Source organism: Caballeronia jiangsuensis (assembly GCF_046030135.1).
GTDB classification, from domain to species: Bacteria; Pseudomonadota; Gammaproteobacteria; order Burkholderiales; family Burkholderiaceae; genus Caballeronia; species Caballeronia jiangsuensis.
The window spans coordinates 55,471-74,145 of record NZ_JAQQDB010000020.1 but is presented as its reverse complement, the minus strand read 5'-3'; the positions used below and the strand labels follow the sequence as shown (position 1 = coordinate 74,145).

General features: G+C 64.2%; 18 protein-coding genes. 12 read left to right on the top strand and 6 right to left on the bottom strand.

The features are described 5' to 3' along the window. Positions 1–589 precede the first annotated feature (589 nt). Positions 590–2,902: a two-partner secretion domain-containing protein gene (locus tag PQR08_RS21615; protein WP_408162274.1), complete on the top strand. Its 2,313-nt coding sequence runs from the start codon at positions 590–592 to the stop codon at positions 2,900–2,902. A 269-nt stretch (positions 2,903–3,171) separates the two neighbouring features. Here the strand turns inward: PQR08_RS21615 and PQR08_RS21610 are convergent, their stop codons facing one another. Continuing rightward, positions 3,172–3,999: a LysR family transcriptional regulator gene (locus tag PQR08_RS21610; protein WP_250485112.1), complete on the bottom strand. Its 828-nt coding sequence runs from the start codon at positions 3,997–3,999 to the stop codon at positions 3,172–3,174. A 14-nt stretch (positions 4,000–4,013) separates the two neighbouring features. On the opposite strand from PQR08_RS21610, the gene PQR08_RS21605 reads away from it, so the two are divergent. After that, positions 4,014–4,550: an acyltransferase family protein gene (locus tag PQR08_RS21605; RefSeq protein ID WP_250485111.1), complete on the top strand. Its 537-nt coding sequence runs from the start codon at positions 4,014–4,016 to the stop codon at positions 4,548–4,550. A 122-nt stretch (positions 4,551–4,672) separates the two neighbouring features. Here the strand turns inward: PQR08_RS21605 and phnN are convergent, their stop codons facing one another. From phnN to phnF, 3 genes are read right to left on the bottom strand one after another with little or no spacing between them, the layout of a single operon-like run. Next, positions 4,673–5,233 (bottom strand): phosphonate metabolism protein/1,5-bisphosphokinase (PRPP-forming) PhnN, encoded by a 561-nt coding sequence (gene phnN / locus PQR08_RS21600; RefSeq protein ID WP_250485110.1) that lies wholly within the window; start codon positions 5,231–5,233, stop codon positions 4,673–4,675. Further along, entirely contained in the window at positions 5,230–5,922 is a 693-nt protein-coding gene (locus PQR08_RS21595; RefSeq protein ID WP_250485109.1) for a DUF1045 domain-containing protein, read from the bottom strand. The genes phnN and PQR08_RS21595 overlap by 4 nt, the downstream gene beginning before the upstream one ends. Next, positions 5,919–6,677 carry a phosphonate metabolism transcriptional regulator PhnF gene (phnF, locus tag PQR08_RS21590; RefSeq protein ID WP_187605283.1) on the bottom strand — a complete coding sequence of 253 codons (759 nt, stop codon included), beginning with the start codon at positions 6,675–6,677 and terminating at the stop codon, positions 5,919–5,921. The genes PQR08_RS21595 and phnF overlap by 4 nt, the downstream gene beginning before the upstream one ends. A gap of 162 nt (positions 6,678–6,839) precedes the next feature. Between phnF and phnG the strand changes: the two genes are divergently transcribed. The 10 genes from phnG to PQR08_RS21540 all read left to right on the top strand — a co-directional run bounded on the left by phnG (position 6,840) and on the right by PQR08_RS21540 (position 16,435). After that, positions 6,840–7,322 carry a phosphonate C-P lyase system protein PhnG gene (gene phnG / locus PQR08_RS21585; protein ID WP_250485108.1) on the top strand — a complete coding sequence of 161 codons (483 nt, stop codon included), beginning with the start codon at positions 6,840–6,842 and terminating at the stop codon, positions 7,320–7,322. Then, complete coding sequence (gene phnH, locus PQR08_RS21580; protein WP_250485107.1) at positions 7,319–7,942, top strand: phosphonate C-P lyase system protein PhnH; 624 nt, start codon at positions 7,319–7,321, stop codon at positions 7,940–7,942. Before phnG ends, phnH begins: the two co-directional genes overlap by 4 nt. Then, complete coding sequence (locus PQR08_RS21575; protein ID WP_250485106.1) at positions 7,942–9,042, top strand: carbon-phosphorus lyase complex subunit; 1,101 nt, start codon at positions 7,942–7,944, stop codon at positions 9,040–9,042. The genes phnH and PQR08_RS21575 overlap by 1 nt, the downstream gene beginning before the upstream one ends. Continuing rightward, positions 9,039–9,893: an alpha-D-ribose 1-methylphosphonate 5-phosphate C-P-lyase PhnJ gene (locus tag PQR08_RS21570; protein ID WP_250485105.1), complete on the top strand. Its 855-nt coding sequence runs from the start codon at positions 9,039–9,041 to the stop codon at positions 9,891–9,893. Before PQR08_RS21575 ends, PQR08_RS21570 begins: the two co-directional genes overlap by 4 nt. After that, positions 9,890–10,660: a phosphonate C-P lyase system protein PhnK gene (phnK, locus tag PQR08_RS21565; protein WP_187605278.1), complete on the top strand. Its 771-nt coding sequence runs from the start codon at positions 9,890–9,892 to the stop codon at positions 10,658–10,660. Before PQR08_RS21570 ends, phnK begins: the two co-directional genes overlap by 4 nt. 10 nt (positions 10,661–10,670) lie before the next feature. Further along, positions 10,671–11,438 carry a phosphonate C-P lyase system protein PhnL gene (gene phnL / locus PQR08_RS21560; protein ID WP_250485104.1) on the top strand — a complete coding sequence of 256 codons (768 nt, stop codon included), beginning with the start codon at positions 10,671–10,673 and terminating at the stop codon, positions 11,436–11,438. Then, on the top strand, positions 11,432–12,565 hold the full coding sequence (locus PQR08_RS21555) for an alpha-D-ribose 1-methylphosphonate 5-triphosphate diphosphatase (protein WP_238294086.1): 1,134 nt from the start codon (positions 11,432–11,434) through the stop codon (positions 12,563–12,565). The genes phnL and PQR08_RS21555 overlap by 7 nt, the downstream gene beginning before the upstream one ends. A gap of 275 nt (positions 12,566–12,840) precedes the next feature. After that, positions 12,841–14,205 carry an MFS transporter gene (locus tag PQR08_RS21550; protein WP_238218165.1) on the top strand — a complete coding sequence of 455 codons (1,365 nt, stop codon included), beginning with the start codon at positions 12,841–12,843 and terminating at the stop codon, positions 14,203–14,205. A 252-nt stretch (positions 14,206–14,457) separates the two neighbouring features. Next, the gene (locus PQR08_RS21545; RefSeq protein WP_250485103.1) at positions 14,458–15,996 is read left to right on the top strand and encodes a methyl-accepting chemotaxis protein; all 1,539 of its coding nucleotides are present in this window, start codon (positions 14,458–14,460) and stop codon (positions 15,994–15,996) included. A gap of 160 nt (positions 15,997–16,156) precedes the next feature. Further along, the gene (locus PQR08_RS21540; protein WP_238218163.1) at positions 16,157–16,435 is read left to right on the top strand and encodes a hypothetical protein; all 279 of its coding nucleotides are present in this window, start codon (positions 16,157–16,159) and stop codon (positions 16,433–16,435) included. A gap of 66 nt (positions 16,436–16,501) precedes the next feature. On the opposite strand, the gene PQR08_RS21535 is transcribed toward PQR08_RS21540, so the two are convergent. Together PQR08_RS21535 and PQR08_RS21530 are read right to left on the bottom strand one after the other, a co-directional pair. Beyond that, complete coding sequence (locus PQR08_RS21535) at positions 16,502–18,064, bottom strand: serine hydrolase (protein WP_250485098.1); 1,563 nt, start codon at positions 18,062–18,064, stop codon at positions 16,502–16,504. A gap of 115 nt (positions 18,065–18,179) precedes the next feature. Then, positions 18,180–18,614, bottom strand: coding sequence for a VOC family protein (locus PQR08_RS21530; protein WP_250485097.1), 435 nt, complete (start codon positions 18,612–18,614; stop codon positions 18,180–18,182). Between the last annotated feature and the right edge of the window lie 61 nt (positions 18,615–18,675).

The window sequence follows — 18,675 nt, the reverse complement described above, 5'->3', positions numbered from 1 at the left end:
CCTTTACAGCCTGTCACGGCTGACGCAGTTGGCGAACGACATCGAGCGCACCCGACACCGGCGCGATGGCCAGACGCCGTAACCTGCGGGTGCTTGAGCTCATGCAGGAAGAGGCGCTTCTCGCTCGCGCTGATGGTGAACTGGAGATCGGGTGCGCCAGGTTGACCGGTGCTGTCGCGCAAGCTCGGGCGGTGAGCGACCACTGTCGCGAATATCAATGCCTTGTCTGGTTCGCGATAGTGAAACTCGAGCAGGAGGCATAGCGATGACGTCGTGCGACTGGACAGTTCGATCGTAGCGGCCGCACAAGAGATGGTCGCGACCTCAAATTCGCCGAACTCCTTGCATCTTTGTTGCGCGGATTGCTGAACGAACGCCGGCAGCGTTCGCGCAGAATGAGCGAGCTCGGGCGTGATTACGTACATGTTGACGGCTTTCGGACTACTATCCGCTTATGCTTGGACAAACTACTCTTTTACGGCGACTGAATGCCCGACTGAGTAGCAAGCGGCTCAGGGCAAAGGAGGGAAACATGCAACGCTTGGCGCGGTGTTCATGGATTCGTACCCCAAATCAATATTGCCTTCTGATGCGACCGTTCGTGCTTGGCCTGGCGTCTGCATACGCGATCGCGGTATCCGGGGCACCGCCGCTCCCTGGCGGCGGCCAGTTCGTCGCGGGCAGCGGCGCTATAACGACCGGCAGCCAGTCCGTCACGATCAATCAGACGTCGTCGCGGGGCGTCATCGACTGGCGCAGTTTTTCGATCGGGTCGTCTCGCACGGTGACCTTCGACAACGGTAGCGGCGCGACGCTCAATCGGGTGACGGGCGGCGATCCTTCCACGATCCTGGGGCAGATGCACGCGAGCGGCAGTGTCTATCTCATCAATCCGCACGGCGTGCTCGTGGCCCCCGGTGGCGTGATCGCGACGGGCGGGCGCTTCGTTGCATCGACCCTGAATATCGATCCGAACGCCTTCATGCAGGGCGGTCCGCTCGCGTTTTCGGGCGGAGGCAACGGAGTGGTGATCAATCTCGGCAAGATCGGTTCGAGCGGCGGCGACGTGTTCCTCGTGTCGCGCAAGTCGGTGATCAACGTCGGAAGCATTGATGCGCCGAAGGGAACGGTTGAACTGGTGGCAGGCAATCAGGTGCTGCTGCAGGACGCGTCCGCTGGCCAACAGGTATTCGTGCAGGCGGGAAGCGGCGGCACGGTGATGAACGCGGGCACGATCGGGGCGGCGCAAGCCAGCTTGCAAGCCGCCGATGGCAACGTGTATGCCCTCGCGGGCAACAGCGCTGCGATCCGCGCGACGGGCACTGCAACCCGCGATGGCCACGTCTGGCTCGTCGCGGACAAGGGCGAAGTTCATGCGGACGGCACGATCATCGCGACGAATGCGGACGGCAGCGGCGGCGCCGTCGACACGCGCGCAACGGCGCTCGACATCGGGAGCGCGACGGTGCTTGCGGGCCATTGGACATTGAGCGCACCGATCTTCACGATCGACGCGAACGCCGCCAATGCAATCTCGCGCAGCCTGGGCAAGGGCACATCCGTGGACGTTACGACCACAGGCGCGAACAGCGATATCACGGTGAGCGGCAACGTCGAGTGGCAAGGCGGCGCATCGCTTGCGCTGAATTCCGCGAATAGCGTGTCGATCGCCGCGGGCTCGGCCATTCGCAACACCGGCGGTGGAAACCTCACCGTTCGCGCCGATGCAACCGGCATCGACAACGGCGGCGGCATCGGCAATCAAGGCACGATCGACTGGTCGAGGAGCAGCGGCATCGTAAGTCTGCTCTACGACTTGAATGGCAGCTATTCGGCCGGAACGCTGCTCGCCAATCGATGCTGGCCGGGCTTGCCCTTCAGCGGCTATGTCACGCAGATCACCGCGTACACGCTCGTGAACAACGTCACGGATCTGATGAACGTGTCGCGGGATCTGAAGGGCAATTACGCCCTCGGCAAGGATATCGACCTGAAGACGACGCAGAGCACCTCCTTCACTCCGATCGCACCGACCGACACGGCGCCCTTCGCCGGGCAATTCGATGGCTTCGGCCATGTCGTCAGTAACCTGAATATCCAGGTCCCGGCTCAAGCGTACGTTCCTTATGCCGGGCTGTTCGGTGTCGTTGGAACGAGCGGCGTCGTACGGAACGTCGGGGTGGCGAACGCCGAGGTGGAGGGCGGTATCGGCGGCAGTTACGGCGCGCTCGCCGGGCGAAACGATGGCGTCGTCGCCTATGCATGGTCGACCGGTGGAGTGGGGTCGGGCGCGGCGTTCGGCGGCGTCGGGGGTGGCGGTCTCGTCGGGTGGAACAAGGGCACGATAGAACGGTCGTGGAGCGGCGCATCGGTCGGTGGCAATGGTTCGTATGGCGGCCTCGTCAACCAGAACGACGGCTGGATCGTGCAGTCTTTCGCGACCGGCTCGATCAACGTTGGCGGCTCGCACGCGAGCGGCGGCGGACTGGTCGCAAGGAACACGGGGGTGATTCAACAATCCTATGGCACGGGTCCTGTCGGCTCCTTGATGGGAGACGGTGCACTTGTCGAACACAACGCCAGCACGGGCATCATCGAAGAGTCGTTTGCCGTGGGGCGGTCGAGTGAGCGACCGACGCCCGATATCAACGGCGCGATCGCCACGCTGAACTCGGGGACGATCCGCAACGACGTGTACTGGAACAAGGAAACGACGAATCAGCTGAACGCGGTGCATGTCAGCGAGGGCGGTACGGCACCGCCCGCGACAAACGGACTGACCACTGCGCAGATGAGCAATCCGGCGAGCTTCGTGTCGTGGAACTTCGGGCCTTCAGGCGTCTGGGCGATGCCGGCGGGCGCGACGTATCCCGTGTTGCGATGGCAACTGACGGCGCATTGAGAACTCTTTGCGGCCCGTAACGTGGCCTCATTGAGCGACCGCGCTTATTCAGGATGCGACCTTGAGCGGGAGAAGCGCCGAGCGGGAGAAGAGGGTCGTCAAGACTCGTTCGCTGTCTTTTGAAGCCGACGTTCGACTGCACCACCGCATCGCGGAGGTCAGCAATGCGGCGCGCTGCAGTCCCAAAGCGGTTGAACGCTTTACCGATAGTGCGATCACGCTGGCCCGCATTCAGCATGTCCGCGATCTGCGCGTTCCAGACCATCGCATCAATCGAACGTCAAGCGGCGAACCTGCTTCGGTAGTACCGACACGCCGAGATCCTCCAGGAAACTCTCGCGCAGCGCGAGCGCTGCCGGACTCAACGACCTTCCGGTCGGCTCGACGAAGCCCACGGTGCGCTCGACAGGCGGTTCGTCAAGCGGAATAAAACGCAGCATGTCCCGATGTCGCTGCTGCGCGAGATAAGGCAGTACGGTGAGACCGACTTCACCCTCGACGGCCGAGAGCAGGGCGGTGGTGTTGGCGATGAAGATCTCCATCTGACCAATCGCATCGAGCAGGGATGCCGGCAGTGCGCGCATCGTGCCGTTGCCGATGAGCTGATAGCCAGACAGATCCTTCCACTTGATCTTCCGATGCCGGAAGAGCGGATGGCCCGCCTTCACCACGACGCACATCACATCGGACAGAAGCGGTGTGAAGCTCAACTCCGGCTCTCCCTTGGGCTCGCCTGCGATGCCGAAGTCGATCACGCCCGAGCGCACCCGGTCGTGATTATAGTCCGCGGTACCGTCTTCCACGTGCAATTCGATGCCGGGATAGCGCTGCGCGAAGCGGCTGATCGCGCGCGGCAGCATTTCGTGCGCGATGGATCGCACCGCGGCCACGCGCACGCGCCCATGCCGCACCCGGACGACGTCGACGGCCGAGCCGATCACGCGCTCGTAATGCTCGACCAGCTTGCGCGCCTCGCCGTAGAGCATGGTGCCGAAGGGTGTGGGCGACGCGTGACTGCCCTTCTCGAAGAGCGCGGCGCCCAGCGCGCTTTCCAGCTCCTTGATGGACAGCGACAGCGCGGGCTGGCTCCGAAACACGGCGTCGTTTCTTCATGTTGAGCAGCATGGCGCTCGTTCTCGTCTACGTTGCGCATTTGACGCATGCCGTGGTGCTCAACTTCCTTTTCGGAATTGCTGCCGCGATGATCGAGGCGCGGCGTCCCCGCATCGCGCGGGTATTGACCGGGACCGCTGCCACGAGCATTGCGCTCGTCGCGCTGTGCGCGACCGCTTTTCCGCTCGCCGAAGACTACGGCGTGGCTCAATCGCTGCTAATTTTCCCGCTGTTTATGTGCGTATGCTATGGCAACAGCATCTTCGGACTGTTGTCCAGGCCTTCGGCGCAAGTGCTCGGACTTGTCAGCTACGGCGTCTACCTGAATCATGGCGTGCTACTGTACGCCGGGCTGCAGTTCGCGAACCGCTGGTTCCCGATCGCGCAGATGAATACGTTCATGTACGGCGCGACCATGCTCTCGATCGGCGTGTCGATCACCTTGCTTTCGATGCTCACATACCGGTTCGTCGAATCTCCGTTCATGACCCGCCACCGACGGGCGCCGTCCGTGTCACGCGTGGCCGAGGTTTGAAGGCAAACGTTTCGATTTGGCAGAAACACGACGAAACGAAATGGCCAGTCCGATTCCAGCGATCGTCATCCGATGAGAAGGTTCGATTCAGCGTTACCTAAACGCTTTTTGACACAGTAGTACTAGATCCCGCCCGTGTACGCGAGCACGTCAAGAAATTGCGTCCCCGCATCGGCGAGCATGCCGGAATTATCGATCTTCACGACATGCGCATGCGATGGCAATTCAAACGCGGGGCGCCGCGCAAGACGCGCTTCAATCTGCCGCGCATCCTCGCGTCCGCGCCGCGCGAGCCGCGCGGCCAGAACCGAAGGCGTTGCATCGATATGCACGAAGCGCGCGTCGGGATAACGCTCGAGCGCGAGTCCCGCGTGCTGCCGCGAGCCGTTCACGACGACGGGCATACCGCGCGCGAGCCACGCATCCAGTTCGATGCCGATGCCATAGCGCAGCCCAAGACTCGTCCAATGCATCGCGAAGAGGCCGTAGGAAAGCCTCGAAATGAATTCGTCGTGCGTAAGCGCGATATGGTTCTCGCCGTCCGCGACCGTGCGCGTGATGTAGCGGTGCGCGAACATCACGCGCGCGCCGATACGTTCGCGCGCGAAACCGAGCAGCGAGTCCTTGCCCGCGCCCGATGGTCCCATCACGTAGATCAGCTTCGTGCTATCGACTTCGGTCATGCCACGTCCTGTGCGTTGTTGAACGGCAGGCGCTGCCATAACGTGAAGGGCGCGCCCGGCTCCGGTTCGATGAAAAGCGCCGCGCCATGCATCGGCAAGGGGCCGAGCATGTCGATGCGCCGCATCCATTCCGACACGATCGACGCGCGCGTGTTCGCATCGTCGAGTGAATCGGAGAGCGTCATGTGAAAGCGATACTCGTCGAACACATACGGATAGCCCCACGTGCGCAGAAGCTCGATTTGCCGCGCGCTCATGCCTTCCGCGATGCGCCGTTCGATGCTTTCACGCGAAGGCATCGCGCGCAGCGCGGAGAGGGCCTGCAGCGCACTGGCGGCGAGTGTGCGAAGCGTCGCCTCGTCGCTGGCCTCGGCGGGCCGCAGCGCGACGAAGCGGCCCAGTTCGGCGGCCTTCACAGGCATCTCGAAGCGCTGCACGGAGCTCGCCCATGCGAGTGCACAAGCGAGCACGTCCGCGAGTTCGATGCCGGGCGCCATGTGAAAGGGCGCGACGAGCGTCGCGTGCCAGCCGTAACGGCGCGGCGCGTGCGTCACGTCATGAGCGGCGGTTGCCATCTCGCGTCCGTTTTCGGGATCGCGCCCGAGCCATTCGCAACCGTCGCGCCACCACGCGGAGGACGCGGGCGGCGCGTAATAGAGCGCCACGCGCGGATGTCCGGCGACGCTCATCGATCGTGCTCGACCATCAACTGCACGCGATCCGCCGCGAAATGCGTGATGCCGTACTTGATCGGCACGCCGTCCTCGTCGACATCGACGTTTTCGACCCACAGCACCGGCTGCTGACGATTGATCTGCAAGCGCCGCGCCACATCCGACGAAGGCAGCACGCTGCCGATGCGGCTCCATTTGCGCGTGTAGTCCTTCACGCCGAACTGCTCCAGCGCGGCGCTCACGCCGCCCGCCGCTTCGATGGTCGCGGGCAGGTCGTTGAAGCGCGTGGCCGGATACCAGCTGCGCGCATAGGTCATCGGGATGCCGTCGGAATCCTGGCGCGTCTCGATCTGATAGACGAGCGTGCCCGCGCGCACGCCGAGCGCTTTCGCGACGGCCGGATCCGCCTTCACGCGCTCCGAGCTCAGCACGACGCCTACCGACGTGAGCTTCTGGCGGCGCAGGTTCTCCGTGAAACGCGTGCGGCGCCCGATCTGATAGTCGATCGCGCCCGGCTGCACGAACGTGCCGCGCCCCTGCTCGACGCTGACGAGGCCCGTCGCGGCGAGCCGCAACATCGCGCGGCGCACCGTATGACGGTTCACGTCGAAGCGTTTGGCGAGCTCGGCCTCGCTCGGCAGACGCCCTTCGTCGCCGAAGCTCTTCGCGGCGATCTCGGCGGCGAGGATCTGCTCGATCTGCCGCCAGACCGCGACCCCCGCGCCGCGCTCGACCGCATGAAGAGGCGCGGCATTTTCGTTCGATGTCATTGCGCTGTCATTCCTGTCGGTTTGAATATCGATCTATCGAATTGTAGTGCCCAATTCGTGATGGAAATGTGAAAACCACACCACATGACCAAACGTCTAGACGACTAGATAAGATGACGAGTAGCATATGACAGTCAGATCCTTTCGAACATAGGGAAAGCGATGGGTAATTCATTGGAGTCGCGGGGCGCTCGGGGTCGCCGCGAATGGATGGCGGTGCTGGCGCGCACGCCGCGCGATGCGCTGAAACAGGCGCTCGATGCCGCGCTCGACGGGGCGAAGGCGCCTGACTACGAGTGGCTGCGCGCGCCGGATATCGGGCTTGCGATGGTGCGCGGGCGCATCGGCGGCACGGGCGATGCGTTCAATCTCGGCGAAACGACCGTCACGCGAGCGACATTGCGACTGCGCACCGGTGACGGCGGCGCGCCGGTCGGCGTCGCCGTGCACATGGGCCGCGACAAGGAGCGCGCGACGCTCGCCGCGCTCGCCGACGCGCTCCTGCAAATGCCCCGTTATGCGGACAGGTTGCAGACGCACCTGATCGAACCGCTGGCCGCGCGCATCGCCGATGAACGGCGTCGCAAAGAGGCCGAAGCGGCCGCGACCAGGGTCGAATTTTTCACGATGGTGAGAGGCGAATGATGAGAATCGACATGACCCGGCTCGTGCCGGGCTTCAACGACACGATCCACGACGCGCAGCGCGTGTTCCGCGCGTTGCTGGATGCGTTGTCGCGTCCGGGCAGCATCGTCGCGATCGATGCCGCGCTGCCGGACAATCACGCGATGCGCGATGCGCTCGCCGGGCGCGTGCCGCTCGCCGCGTTCGCGTCGCTGCTTGCGCTGACGGATTATTCGACGCCGGTTTTCATCGAACACGAAGACGACGTGCTGGGCGATGCGCTGCGCTTTCACGCGAGCGCGTCCCTGACACGCGATCGCCGCGAGGCCGCGTTCGCCTATATCGACGATGCGCGCGACATGCCTTCGCTCGACGCGTTCTCGCACGGCGATCCCGAAGCGCCCGAGGATGCCGCGACGCTCTTCATCCGTGTGCCCTCGCTGACCGAAGGCGAGCCGCTCGTGTGGCGCGGTCCGGGTATAGCGGAGTCGCGTACGGTCGGCATAGCGGGCTTGTCGCGCGAGTTCTGGCGCGAGCGCGCGGCGCTCACCACGCTCTTTCCTTGCGGCATCGATTGCTACTTCGTCGCGGGCGGCTCGCTCGTCGGCCTGCCGCGTACGACGCACGTGGAGGTGAACTGATGTACGTCGCGGTCAAAGGTGGCGAACGCGCCATCGAACGTTCATGGGACGTGCTCGCGAAGCAGCGTCGCGGCGATCTCGCCGTGCCCGAGCTTTCCGTCGCGCAGATTCGCGAGCAGATGCGTCTTGCCGTCGCGCGCGTGATGACCGAAGGCTCCGTCTACGACGAAGACCTCGCCGCGCTCGCGATCAAGCAGGCCGCTGGCGATCTCGTCGAAGCGATCTTCCTGCTGCGCGCGTATCGCACGACATTGCCGCGCGTAGGCTACACGCTGCCGATCGATACGGAAGCGATGTGCGTCGAGCGTCGCATCTCGGCAGCGTTCAAGGATATCCCCGGCGGCCAGATGCTGGGCGGCACTTACGACTACACGCAGCGTCTGCTCGATTTCAGCCTGCTCGCCGAAGGCCAACAAGCTGGCGATGCACCTATCGCCAGTAAGGCAGCCGAAGAAAGCGCGATGCCGCGCGTGCTCTCCATGCTTGACAGGGAAGGCCTGATCGAGCAGGAGCGCGCGCACGAGAACGCGCCGCCGCCTGGCGATCTGTCGCGCGAGCCGCTGTCGTTTCCCGCCAATCGTTCGACGCGTCTGCAAAACCTCGCGCGCGGCGACGAAGGATTTTTGCTTGCAATCGGCTATGCGACGCAGCGCGGCTACGCGCACAGTCATCCGTTCGCGGGCGAGATTCGTCACGGTGAAGTGGCGGTGGAAATGGTCGTCGATGAACTCGACTTCGCGGTCGAGATCGGCGAGATTGATGTCACCGAATGCCAGATGATCAACCAGTTCGCGGGCAGCGGCGACGTGCCGCCGACCTTCACGCAAGGCTACGGCCTCGCCTTCGGTCATTCGGAGCGCAAGGCGATGGCCATGGCCCTCGTGGATCGCGCATTGCGCGCGGAAGAACTGGGCGAAACGATTGGTGCGCCCACGCAGGATCCCGAGTTCGTGCTGTATCACAGCGATAACGTGGAAGCGTCCGGTTTCGTGCAGCACCTTAAATTACCGCATTACGTCGATTTTCAGTCCGAGCTGGAATTGCTTCGCCGCCTGCGCGCGGCGCATCGCCCGGATGACAACAAGGAGAATGCGGCATGAACGCACTCACCGAAGGCTATAACTTCGCGTATCTCGACGAGCAGACCAAACGCATGATTCGCCGCGCACTGCTCAAGGCGGTGGCGGTGCCCGGCTATCAGGTGCCGTTCGCCTCGCGCGAAATGCCGCTTCCTTATGGATGGGGCACGGGCGGCTTGCAGGTGACTTCCGCGATCATCGGCGAGCGCGATACGCTGAAGGTCATCGATCAGGGCTCCGACGAGACGACCAACGCGGTGAACATTCGCCGCTTCTTCGCGCGCACGGCCGGCGTGGCGACCACCACGCGCACGGCGGACGCGACCATCGTGCAGACGCGTCACCGCATTCCGGAGACGCCGCTGACGGACAAGCAGATCCTCGTTTATCAGGTGCCGATGCCCGAGCCGCTGTACCGGCTCGAACCGCGCGTGACGGAGTGCAGGAAGCTCCATGCGCTCGCGGACTACGGCCTCATCAACGTGAAATATTATGAGGATATCGTGCAGCACGGCAGCATCGCGAAAACCTACGACTATCCGGTGCTGGTGAACGACCGCTATCTGACATCGCCCTCGCCGATCCCGAAGTTCGACAATCCGAAGATGCACATGAACGCCGCGTTGCAACTCTTCGGCGCGGGGCGCGAACGGCGCATCTATGCGATTCCGCCTTATACGAAAGTGAAAAGTCTCGATTTCGAGGATCATCCCTTCAGCGTGCAGAAGTGGGAACATGCGTGCGCGCTGTGCGGTTCGCGCGAAAGCTTTCTCGACGAAATGATCGTCGACGATCAGGGCACGCGCATGTTCGTCTGCTCCGACAGCGACTACTGTCACAGCCGTCGCGACGATGAAGAGGTGACGCAATGAACGCACTGCTGAAAGCGACGCGACTCACGAAGCGTTATGACGGACGCGGCGGTTGCGTCGATGTCGATTGCGATGTCTATCCGGGCGAAGTGCTGTGCATCGTCGGCGAATCGGGCTCGGGCAAATCGACCTTGCTGAATGCGCTCGCGTTGCGCAGCGAGATCGACAGCGGTGCGCTCACGTACACCACGCGCGAAGGCGAGGCGCTCGATCTTCTTACGCTCACCGAAGCACGCAAGCGTCTTCTGTCGCGCACCGAATGGGGCTTCGTGCACCAGAACGCACGCGATGGCCTGCGCCGCAACGTATCGGCGGGCGCGAACATCGGCGAGCCGCTGATGGCGATCGGCGCGCGCCACTATGGACGCCTGCGCGAAACGGCCACCGACTGGATGAGCCGCGTCGAACTGGATGCGGCGCGCATCGACGAATTGCCTTCGGCGTTTTCGGGCGGCATGCAACAGCGCCTGCAGATCGCGCGTAATCTGGTGACGGGGCCGCGCCTCGTGTTCATGGACGAGCCGACCGCCGGCCTCGATGTATCGGTGCAGGCGCGCCTGCTCGATCTGCTGCGCACGTTGACGAGCAAGCTGCATCTCGCCGCCGTGATCGTCACGCACGATATCGGCGTCGCGCGTCTGCTCGCGCATCGGCTGATGGTGATGAAGGACGGGCGCGTCGTCGAGAGCGGTCTCACCGACCAGGTACTCGACGATCCGCAACATCCCTACACACAGACGCTCGTCGCGTCGGTGCTGCCCGTTTGAGGTGCGAGACATGACCATGAATGCCTTTGTCACGAACGACAAGCTGATGCTCCAGGCGCACGGCATCGAAAAGACCTTCACGCTGCATCAGCAGGGCGGCGTGCGTATCGCCGCGCTGTCGGGCGTCTCGCTCGATGTCGAACGCGGCGAATGTGTCGTGCTCGCGGGCGCATCCGGCGCGGGCAAGAGCACGTTCCTGCGCTGCATGTACGGTAACTATCTCGCGACGCGCGGCACCATCGCGATCCGTGACGATAGCCGCGCAGCGCGCCATATCGTGCTGACCGAAGCCGCGCCGCACGAGATCATCCGCCTGCGCAATACGACGATGGGCTACGTGAGCCAGTTCCTGCGCGCGATCCCGCGTGTGTCGTCGCTCGATCTCGTCGCGGAGCCGCTCGTGTCGCGCGGCGTGGACGAAGACGAGGCGCACGCTCGCGCGAGCGCATTGCTCGAGCGCCTCAACGTGCCGCGACGTCTGTGGGCGCTCGCGCCCGCGACCTTCTCGGGCGGCGAGCAGCAGCGCGTGAATATCGCGCGCGGGCTGATCGCGGCGCATCCGCTGCTTTTGCTCGATGAACCCACCGCGTCGCTCGATGCCGAGAACCGCGATGTGGTCGCCGATCTGATCGTCGAGGCGCGCGAGCAAGGCGCGGCGATCGTCGGCATCTTTCATGACGAGGACACGCGCGAGCGCGTCGCGACCCGCATCGTGCGGCTCGCGAGCGTCAATGGCGCATCCGTTCAAACCGATTCCGGAGTGTTGCAGACATGCTGATCAAGAATGCGCGCATCGTGACGCGCGACGAGGAGTTCATGGGCACCGTGCGTGTCGCGGACGGACACATCGCGGAGATCGCGCCGGGCAATACGGCGGCGCGCGAAGCCGTGGACTGGGAAGGCGATTATCTGCTACCGGGTTTCGTCGAACTGCACACGGACAACATCGAAAAACATCTCACGCCGCGTCCGGGCGTGCTGTGGAATCACGAAGCGGCGATCATCATCCATGACGCGCAGGTGGCGTGCGCCGGGATCACGACCGTGTTCGATGCGCTCGGCGTCGGTTCGCGTCCCGAAGAGGGCGTGCGCGGCCGGGAGCTTCAGGTGCAATGCGCGAAGTCGATCGGCAAGTTCGTCGAGCGCGATCTCCTGCGCGCCGAACACTTCCTGCATCTGCGCTGCGAAGTGGGCACGACGGATGTCGTCGAAGTGTTCGATTCGCTGTCGTCTCATCCGCTTTTCAGGCTCGCGTCGGTGATGGATCACACGCCGGGGCAGCGGCAATGGCGGGACCACGAAAAGTGGCGCAAGTATCAGGAGCGTCACGGCAAGTGGAGCGACGAGCACACGAACAATATTCTCGCCGAGCTGGCCGAACAGCAGGCACGTTATGCGGCGAAGCATCGCGCGGATATCGTCGAGCGCTGCAAGGGCTTGAACATCTCGCTTGCGAGTCACGACGACACGCTCGTCGAGCACGTCGAGGAAGCGGCGCGCGACGGCATCGCGCTCGCCGAATTTCCGACGACATTCGACGCGGCCCGCGCCGCGCGCGAGCACGGCATCGCGACGATCATGGGCGCGCCGAACGTCGTGCGCGGCGGTTCGCATTCGGGCAATGTGTCGGCGCTCGATCTGGCGCGCGAAGGGCTGCTCGACATCCTCTCGTCGGATTACGTGCCGTCGAGTCTGCTGATCGCCGTGTTCGATCTCGTGAGCAAGGCGGGCTGGTCGCTGCCGCGCGCGGTCGCGACGGTGTCGTGGACGCCGGCGCATGCGGCCGGTCTGACCGATCGCGGCGCCATCGCGACGGGCCTGCGCGCAGACCTCGTGCGCGTCGCGTCGGTGGACGGCGTGCAGGTGCCGCGCGAGACTTATCGCGCCGGACGCCGCGTGGCCTGACGCCCGGCGCTTCATTTCCTTCCCGACAGCCACACGTCAGCGCTTCGTCATACGCGGGTAAGCCCGCGTTGACGAAGCGCAAGCTTGTTCAGTATTGTCACACGCGAGTTCGCTATGTGAATCGGTGTTCGTCTAACGAACTTTTTTCACCGATTCCGCGCGATTGACCGGTGGCTGCGGCCCGCATTACAACGAAAAAAACGCTTGCGGGAAGCGGTTTCAATTCCGGGATGCGACCTTTCCGGGCGCGCGCCCATCATTGAAAAGGGAATGAAGTGAGTAGAAGTCCTGCCGTGAACGTACAGACGTTCATCAACGATCATCCGTTTTCGCCGTTTCAGTGGCTCATCTTCGGGATGTGCTTCGTGATCGTCCTTCTGGATGGTTTCGATACCGCCGCGATCGGCTTCATTGCGCCTTCGCTCGTCACCGAATGGCAGATCAGCCGGCCGGCGCTCGCGCCTGTCCTGAGCGCGGCGCTCTTCGGGCTCGCCGCGGGCGCGCTGCTTTCCGGGCCGCTGTCGGACAAGCTCGGCCGCCGCGTGATGCTGCTCTCGTCGGTGCTGCTGTTCGGCGTCGCGTGTCTCGCGTCGTCGTTCTCCGCCGACATCACGCAACTGACGGCGCTGCGCTTCGTCACCGGCCTGGGGCTCGGCGCCGCCATGCCGAACGCCGTCACGATGATGGGCGAATTCTGCCCCGACAACCGCCGCGCGACGCTCATCAACCTGATGTTCTGCGGCTTTCCGCTCGGCGCGGCTTTCGGCGGTTTTCTCGCCGCGTGGATGATTCCGCATTTCGGCTGGCGCAGCGTGCTGATGCTCGGCGGCGTCGCGCCGCTCGTGCTGTCGGTGCTGCTTATCGCGACGCTGCCGGAATCGGTGCGCTATATGGTGGCGAAGGCGAAGCCCGTCGAGAAGATTCGCGCGACGCTCGCGCGCATCTCGTCGGACGCCGCGCAGGCGGGCTCGTTCTTCATGACCGAAGCCGCGCCCGCGGCGGCCGGGCAGAGCGGCATGAGCGTGGTGCTGTCGCGCTCGTACATCGTCGGCTCGATCATGCTGTGGCTCGCTTACTTCATGGGCCTCGTGATCTTCTACGCGTCGATCAACTGGATGCCGATCCTGCTCAAGGAATCCGGACTGACGCCGCAAAAAGCGACGCTCATCTCCGCGCTGTTCCCGCTCGGCGGCGTCGGCGCGGTGCTGTGCGGCGTGCTGATGGACAAGTTCAACGCGAACCGCATCATCGCGGCGTGCTATGCGCTGACCGCCGTGAGCGTGTATCTGATCGGTCAGGCGGTGGGCAATGTCGGCCTGCTCGTGCTCGTCGTGTTCCTCGCGGGCGTGCTGATGAACACCGCGCAATCGTCGATGCCCGCGCTGGCCGCTGCGTTCTACCCGACGCAAGGACGCGGCACGGGCGTCGCGTGGATGCTGGGCATCGGGCGCTTCGGCGGCATCGCGGGATCGTTCCTCGTCGCCGAACTGGCGCGCCTGCACTTCAGCTTCGGCGCGATCTTCGCGACGATCGCGGTGGCGGGGCTGGTGTCGGCGGTTGCGCTGCTGATCAAGCAGGCCGCGCATCCGCAGACGGCGATGGCGAGCGATCTCAAGTCGACGGAGCCGGTCGGGCATTGATTCGACACAGCACCGTGTAGGTCGTGGGCGCCCCGCGTGACTTCGGTCACGCGGGGCGTTTTCTTTTGTGCGGGTGCATTGCGACGCTGCCCGTACCCCTCAAGAACGCAATCCGCTTGCCGTTAATTTGCATACGGCTTTCGATTGCAGGGCCACGTTGCGCCTTCGCATGCAAACGTAAAACCGCCCGCGATCGGAAGCCGCAAAGCGAGCGCCTGCCCCGGCGCTTCCATCGGCTCCTTCAACCAGATCGTGAAAAAACTTTCCTTCAAGACCAAGCTCATGAGCACCGTGGGCTTCGTATGGCTCAGTCTGATTCTTCTGTGCGCGCTCAACGCGATCTCCACGAAACACTCGCTGATGCGCAACCGTGAAAACGCGCTCGCCGAACAGGTTCAATCGGCGACGAGCGTGGTCAGGTTCTATGTCAAGCAGGCGCAAAGCGGCGCGTTGCCGGAGGAAGACGCGAAGAAGCTGGCGATCGCCAGTGTGCGCGCGATCCGCTACGGCACGAGCGGTTATCTCGGGATCCTCGATTCGAAGATGTTCCAGGTGCTGAACCCCGTGCGCCCGGATACGGAAAACAAGATCAACGATTTCGTCGATGCCACCGGCAAGCATTTCACCGGAGAAATCGTGAAGCACGGTCTCGACGGCTCGCATATCACGACCTATCTCTATCCGAAGCCCGGCGAGACCGAGCCGCTGCAAAAGCTCACCTATGGCGACTACGTGCGCGAATGGGACTGGCACGTCTACACGGGCGCGTATATCGACGACATCGACGCGGCCTTTCACGCGATCGTGCTCAAGTCGCTGCTGCTCATCGGCGTGATCGGCGCGGCGCTGACGTTCGCGATGACGCTCATCATCCGCGGCGTGCTGAAGAGCATCGGCGGCGATCCGCGCGACGTGTCGATCGTCTGCCAGCGCATCGCGGCGGGCGATCTCGCGCAGTCCGTGCAGGTGAAGCCGGGCGACGATTCGAGCCTCATGCATTCGATGCACACGATGCAGTCGCGCCTCACGCAGACGATCGCGCAGATCAAGCTCGTCGCGGACGGCATCACGGCGGCGTCGCGCGAAATCGCCGACGGCCATCACGATCTGTCGTCGCGTACGGAAGAGCAGGCGGCGTCGCTGGCGGAAACGGCATCGAGCATGGAAGAGCTCACGTCGACCGTGCGCCTGAATTCCGACAACGCGGGGCAGGCGAGCGAGCTTGCGGCGAGCGCGTCATCGACGGTCGAAAGCGGCAGCGGTGTCGTGCTCGGCGTCGTCGCGACGATGGACAAGATCGCAGGCAGCTCGGAGAAGATCGTCGACATCATCGGCGTGATCGAAGGCATCGCGTTTCAGACCAACATTCTCGCGTTGAACGCGGCCGTCGAAGCCGCACGCGCGGGCGAGCATGGGCGCGGCTTCGCGGTGGTCGCATCGGAAGTGCGCGCGCTTGCGCAGCGGTGCGCTGCGGCAGCGAAGGACGTGAAGACGCTGATCGACGAATCGGTGACGAACGTCACGGCGGGGCAGGATCTCGCGCAGCAATCCGGCGATACGATGAAGCGGATTCTCACGTCCGTCACGCGCGTGAACGACATCATGAGCGAGATCTCGTCGGCGTCGTCGCAGCAGACGCAGGGCATCGAGCAAGTCGGTGTCGCGATCACGCAGATGGACGCCGTCACGCAGCAGAACGCGGCGCTCGTCGAGCAGGCGACGGCCGCCGCCGCCGCGCTCGCCGTTCAGGCCGAGGAACTTAAGAACGCGGTCTCGGTGTTCAGAACCTGAACGCCTTTCATCGAGGACACACCGTTTGCGAAACGTCAGACCGTGGCATGTCGCGTGCTGACCCGTACGGTGCGAATGGCCGCGGCGCGAGCGCCGCAGCCAGCAGGCAGATCAAGCCGCAAGCATCGCATTTTGCAAACCGCAAACAGGAGTGTCCGACATGAAACGTTTCGCCCTTTCCACCGCCGCTGGCGCTATCGCTCTCGTCTGTGCTTCCGCTTTCGCGCAGGACAATCCGCCGAGCTCGAACACGGGCCTGCAGGCCGGCGACAACGCGCAAACGACGACGCAGCACGCGCAGTCGAAATCGCACAAGACCTCGCATTCGAAGAAGATGCAAAAGAGCGCGACGAGCGCGGGCCCGTCCACCGATCCGGGCGGCACGGCGACGCCGAGCGGTCCGGGCGCGCCGGTCAGCGCGAGCGGCTCCGGCAAGTAACGGCCGACGCGCGATGACATGACGAGCGGGACGCCGCGTGGCGTCCCGTTCCCTTGAGGCGCTTGCTCAACGCACGAAGGTGCCGAGACCGTCCTCGTCGTAATACTCCAGCGTCACGCGATCGCTCAGAAACGATACCTTCGAGATCGTGCCGGGATTCGCGTTCTCGTTGACGAGCGTGAACGTGAAAACATCGCCGTCCCAGTGCGAGAGCGGCAGGGTCGTCGGACGCGGGCCGATGAGAACCGCGAGCGCGCCGCCCTGATCGACGACCTGAATCGGCCCGAAGTAATCGTTCTTGTACGTGCCGAGATACGTGGACAGCGCACGCGCGGGCAGCGGCGACGCGGGCGGCGTAGCACCGACGAGCGAGCCGCTCGGCGCCGAAAGCGGCGCGAGCGCTTCGTTGTAGAGCGCGAACCAGTCACGCTGGATCGAGCCGTATTGCACGAGATCGAAGAATTGCTGACCGAGCGCTTCCGGCACGCCGATCGGAAACGCGTTCGTCAGCGCGACGATCGCGAGATTCGTCGACGGCACGACCATGAAGCTCGTCGCGCCGCCCGCGCTGAACGCGCCGGAATGACCGTACGACGCGCGCCCCGCACTCGTCTGCCCCACGTTGAACCCGTAGCCGTAATAGCCCGCGGGACTGCCGTTGCCGGGCGGCGAGCTCTGGACCTGCGCGGTGATCGCGGCGGTGATCGCGGCTGCATCGACGACGCGGTTGCCGTTGAAGACGCCGGTGCCGAGCATCATCGCGAGCCACTTCGCCATGTCGTTGACCGACGCGCTCACGCCGCCCGCGGGCGATTGCGCATCGGGCATCGTCCCAAGACCCTGCACCCACTGATTGCCGCGCCTGACGTGCCCGGTCGCGCGATTTGCGCGCGCGATGAAGTCCGCATAACGCGAGCTGGTGCTCGTCATGCCGAGCGGCTTGTAGAGCATGTTTTCGGAGAGCGTCGCCCAGTCGATGCCCGCGGCCGCGGCCACGGACTCCGCCGCCGCCGTAAGCCCGAAGTTCGTGTAGAAGTACGAATGACGAAACGGATGCAAGGGCAGAAAGCGCAGCCGCTGCAGAACTTCCGTTTGCGAGTAGCCCATGTCTTCGAGCTTGTCGCCTGCGTGGTCGGGCAAGCCGGACTGATGCGAGTAAAGATCGCCGATGGTCACCGCCGCGCTGACGTCATCCTTCGACAGCGTGAACCACGGCAGATGCGCGCGCACCGGCGTATTCCACGCGATGCCGCCCGCGCCGACCTGATGCGCGACGACCGAAGCGCCCACCGGCTTCGACATCGACGCGAGCTGAAACACGGTATCGGCATCGACGGCCTGTCCCGAACCGACGAGCCGTGTGCCGAAGCCTTTCGCATAGACGGTTTGCGTGCCGCGCACGACGGCGACGGCCATGCCGGGCACGCCGGTTTTGCTCAGCAGGTCGTTGGCGAGTGTGTCGAGCTGGGAGAGGGCTGCGTTGACTTGCGCGTCCGGCACGGGGCCCGTTTGCGCGCCGTTCGAAGGCGAGGCGTTGGCGTCATCGGAATCCGAACCGCCGCCGCACGCGGCGATCGTGCTGCACAGTGCCGCGCCCAGAAAGCGGCGGCGTCCCTCTGAAGGTCTCATACTCGCGTCTCCCCGATGTCGCGCACGGCGCGCGCAGAGCGGATTCTATATTGGAAACTATCCGTCAGGCGCGTGTCGTATGAAGGAAAGGGAGAGACGCGTCGTGCTCGCCGCCTTACTTTGCGAACAGCGACGACATGTCGGCGAACGCCTTGATCTCGACGGCATTGCCCGACGGATCGAGGAAGAACATCGTCGCCTGCTCGCCGACTTCGCCCTTGAAGCGCACATGCGGCTCGATGATGAAGCGCGTGCCCGCGGCGCGCAGCTTGTCGGCGAGTTCTTCCCATTGCGGAATCGACAGCACGACGCCGAAGTGGCGCACCGGCACGGCGTCGCCATCGACCGCGCTCGTCGAACGATGCCCGGCTTCCTCGGGCGCGAGATGCGCGACGATCTGATGCCCATAGAAATCGAAATCGACCCAGGCGTCGGAGCTGCGGCCTTCCGGGCAGCCGAGCAATTCGCCATAGAACTGGCGCGCGGCGGCGAGACTGTGAACGGGGAACGCGAGGTGGAACGGCGGCATGGCGTGCTGGGTCGTGCTCATGGCGGTGAATCCTTTGATCGACGTGTGGGGAACGAGATCTCAGTGTATTGACAAATAAATG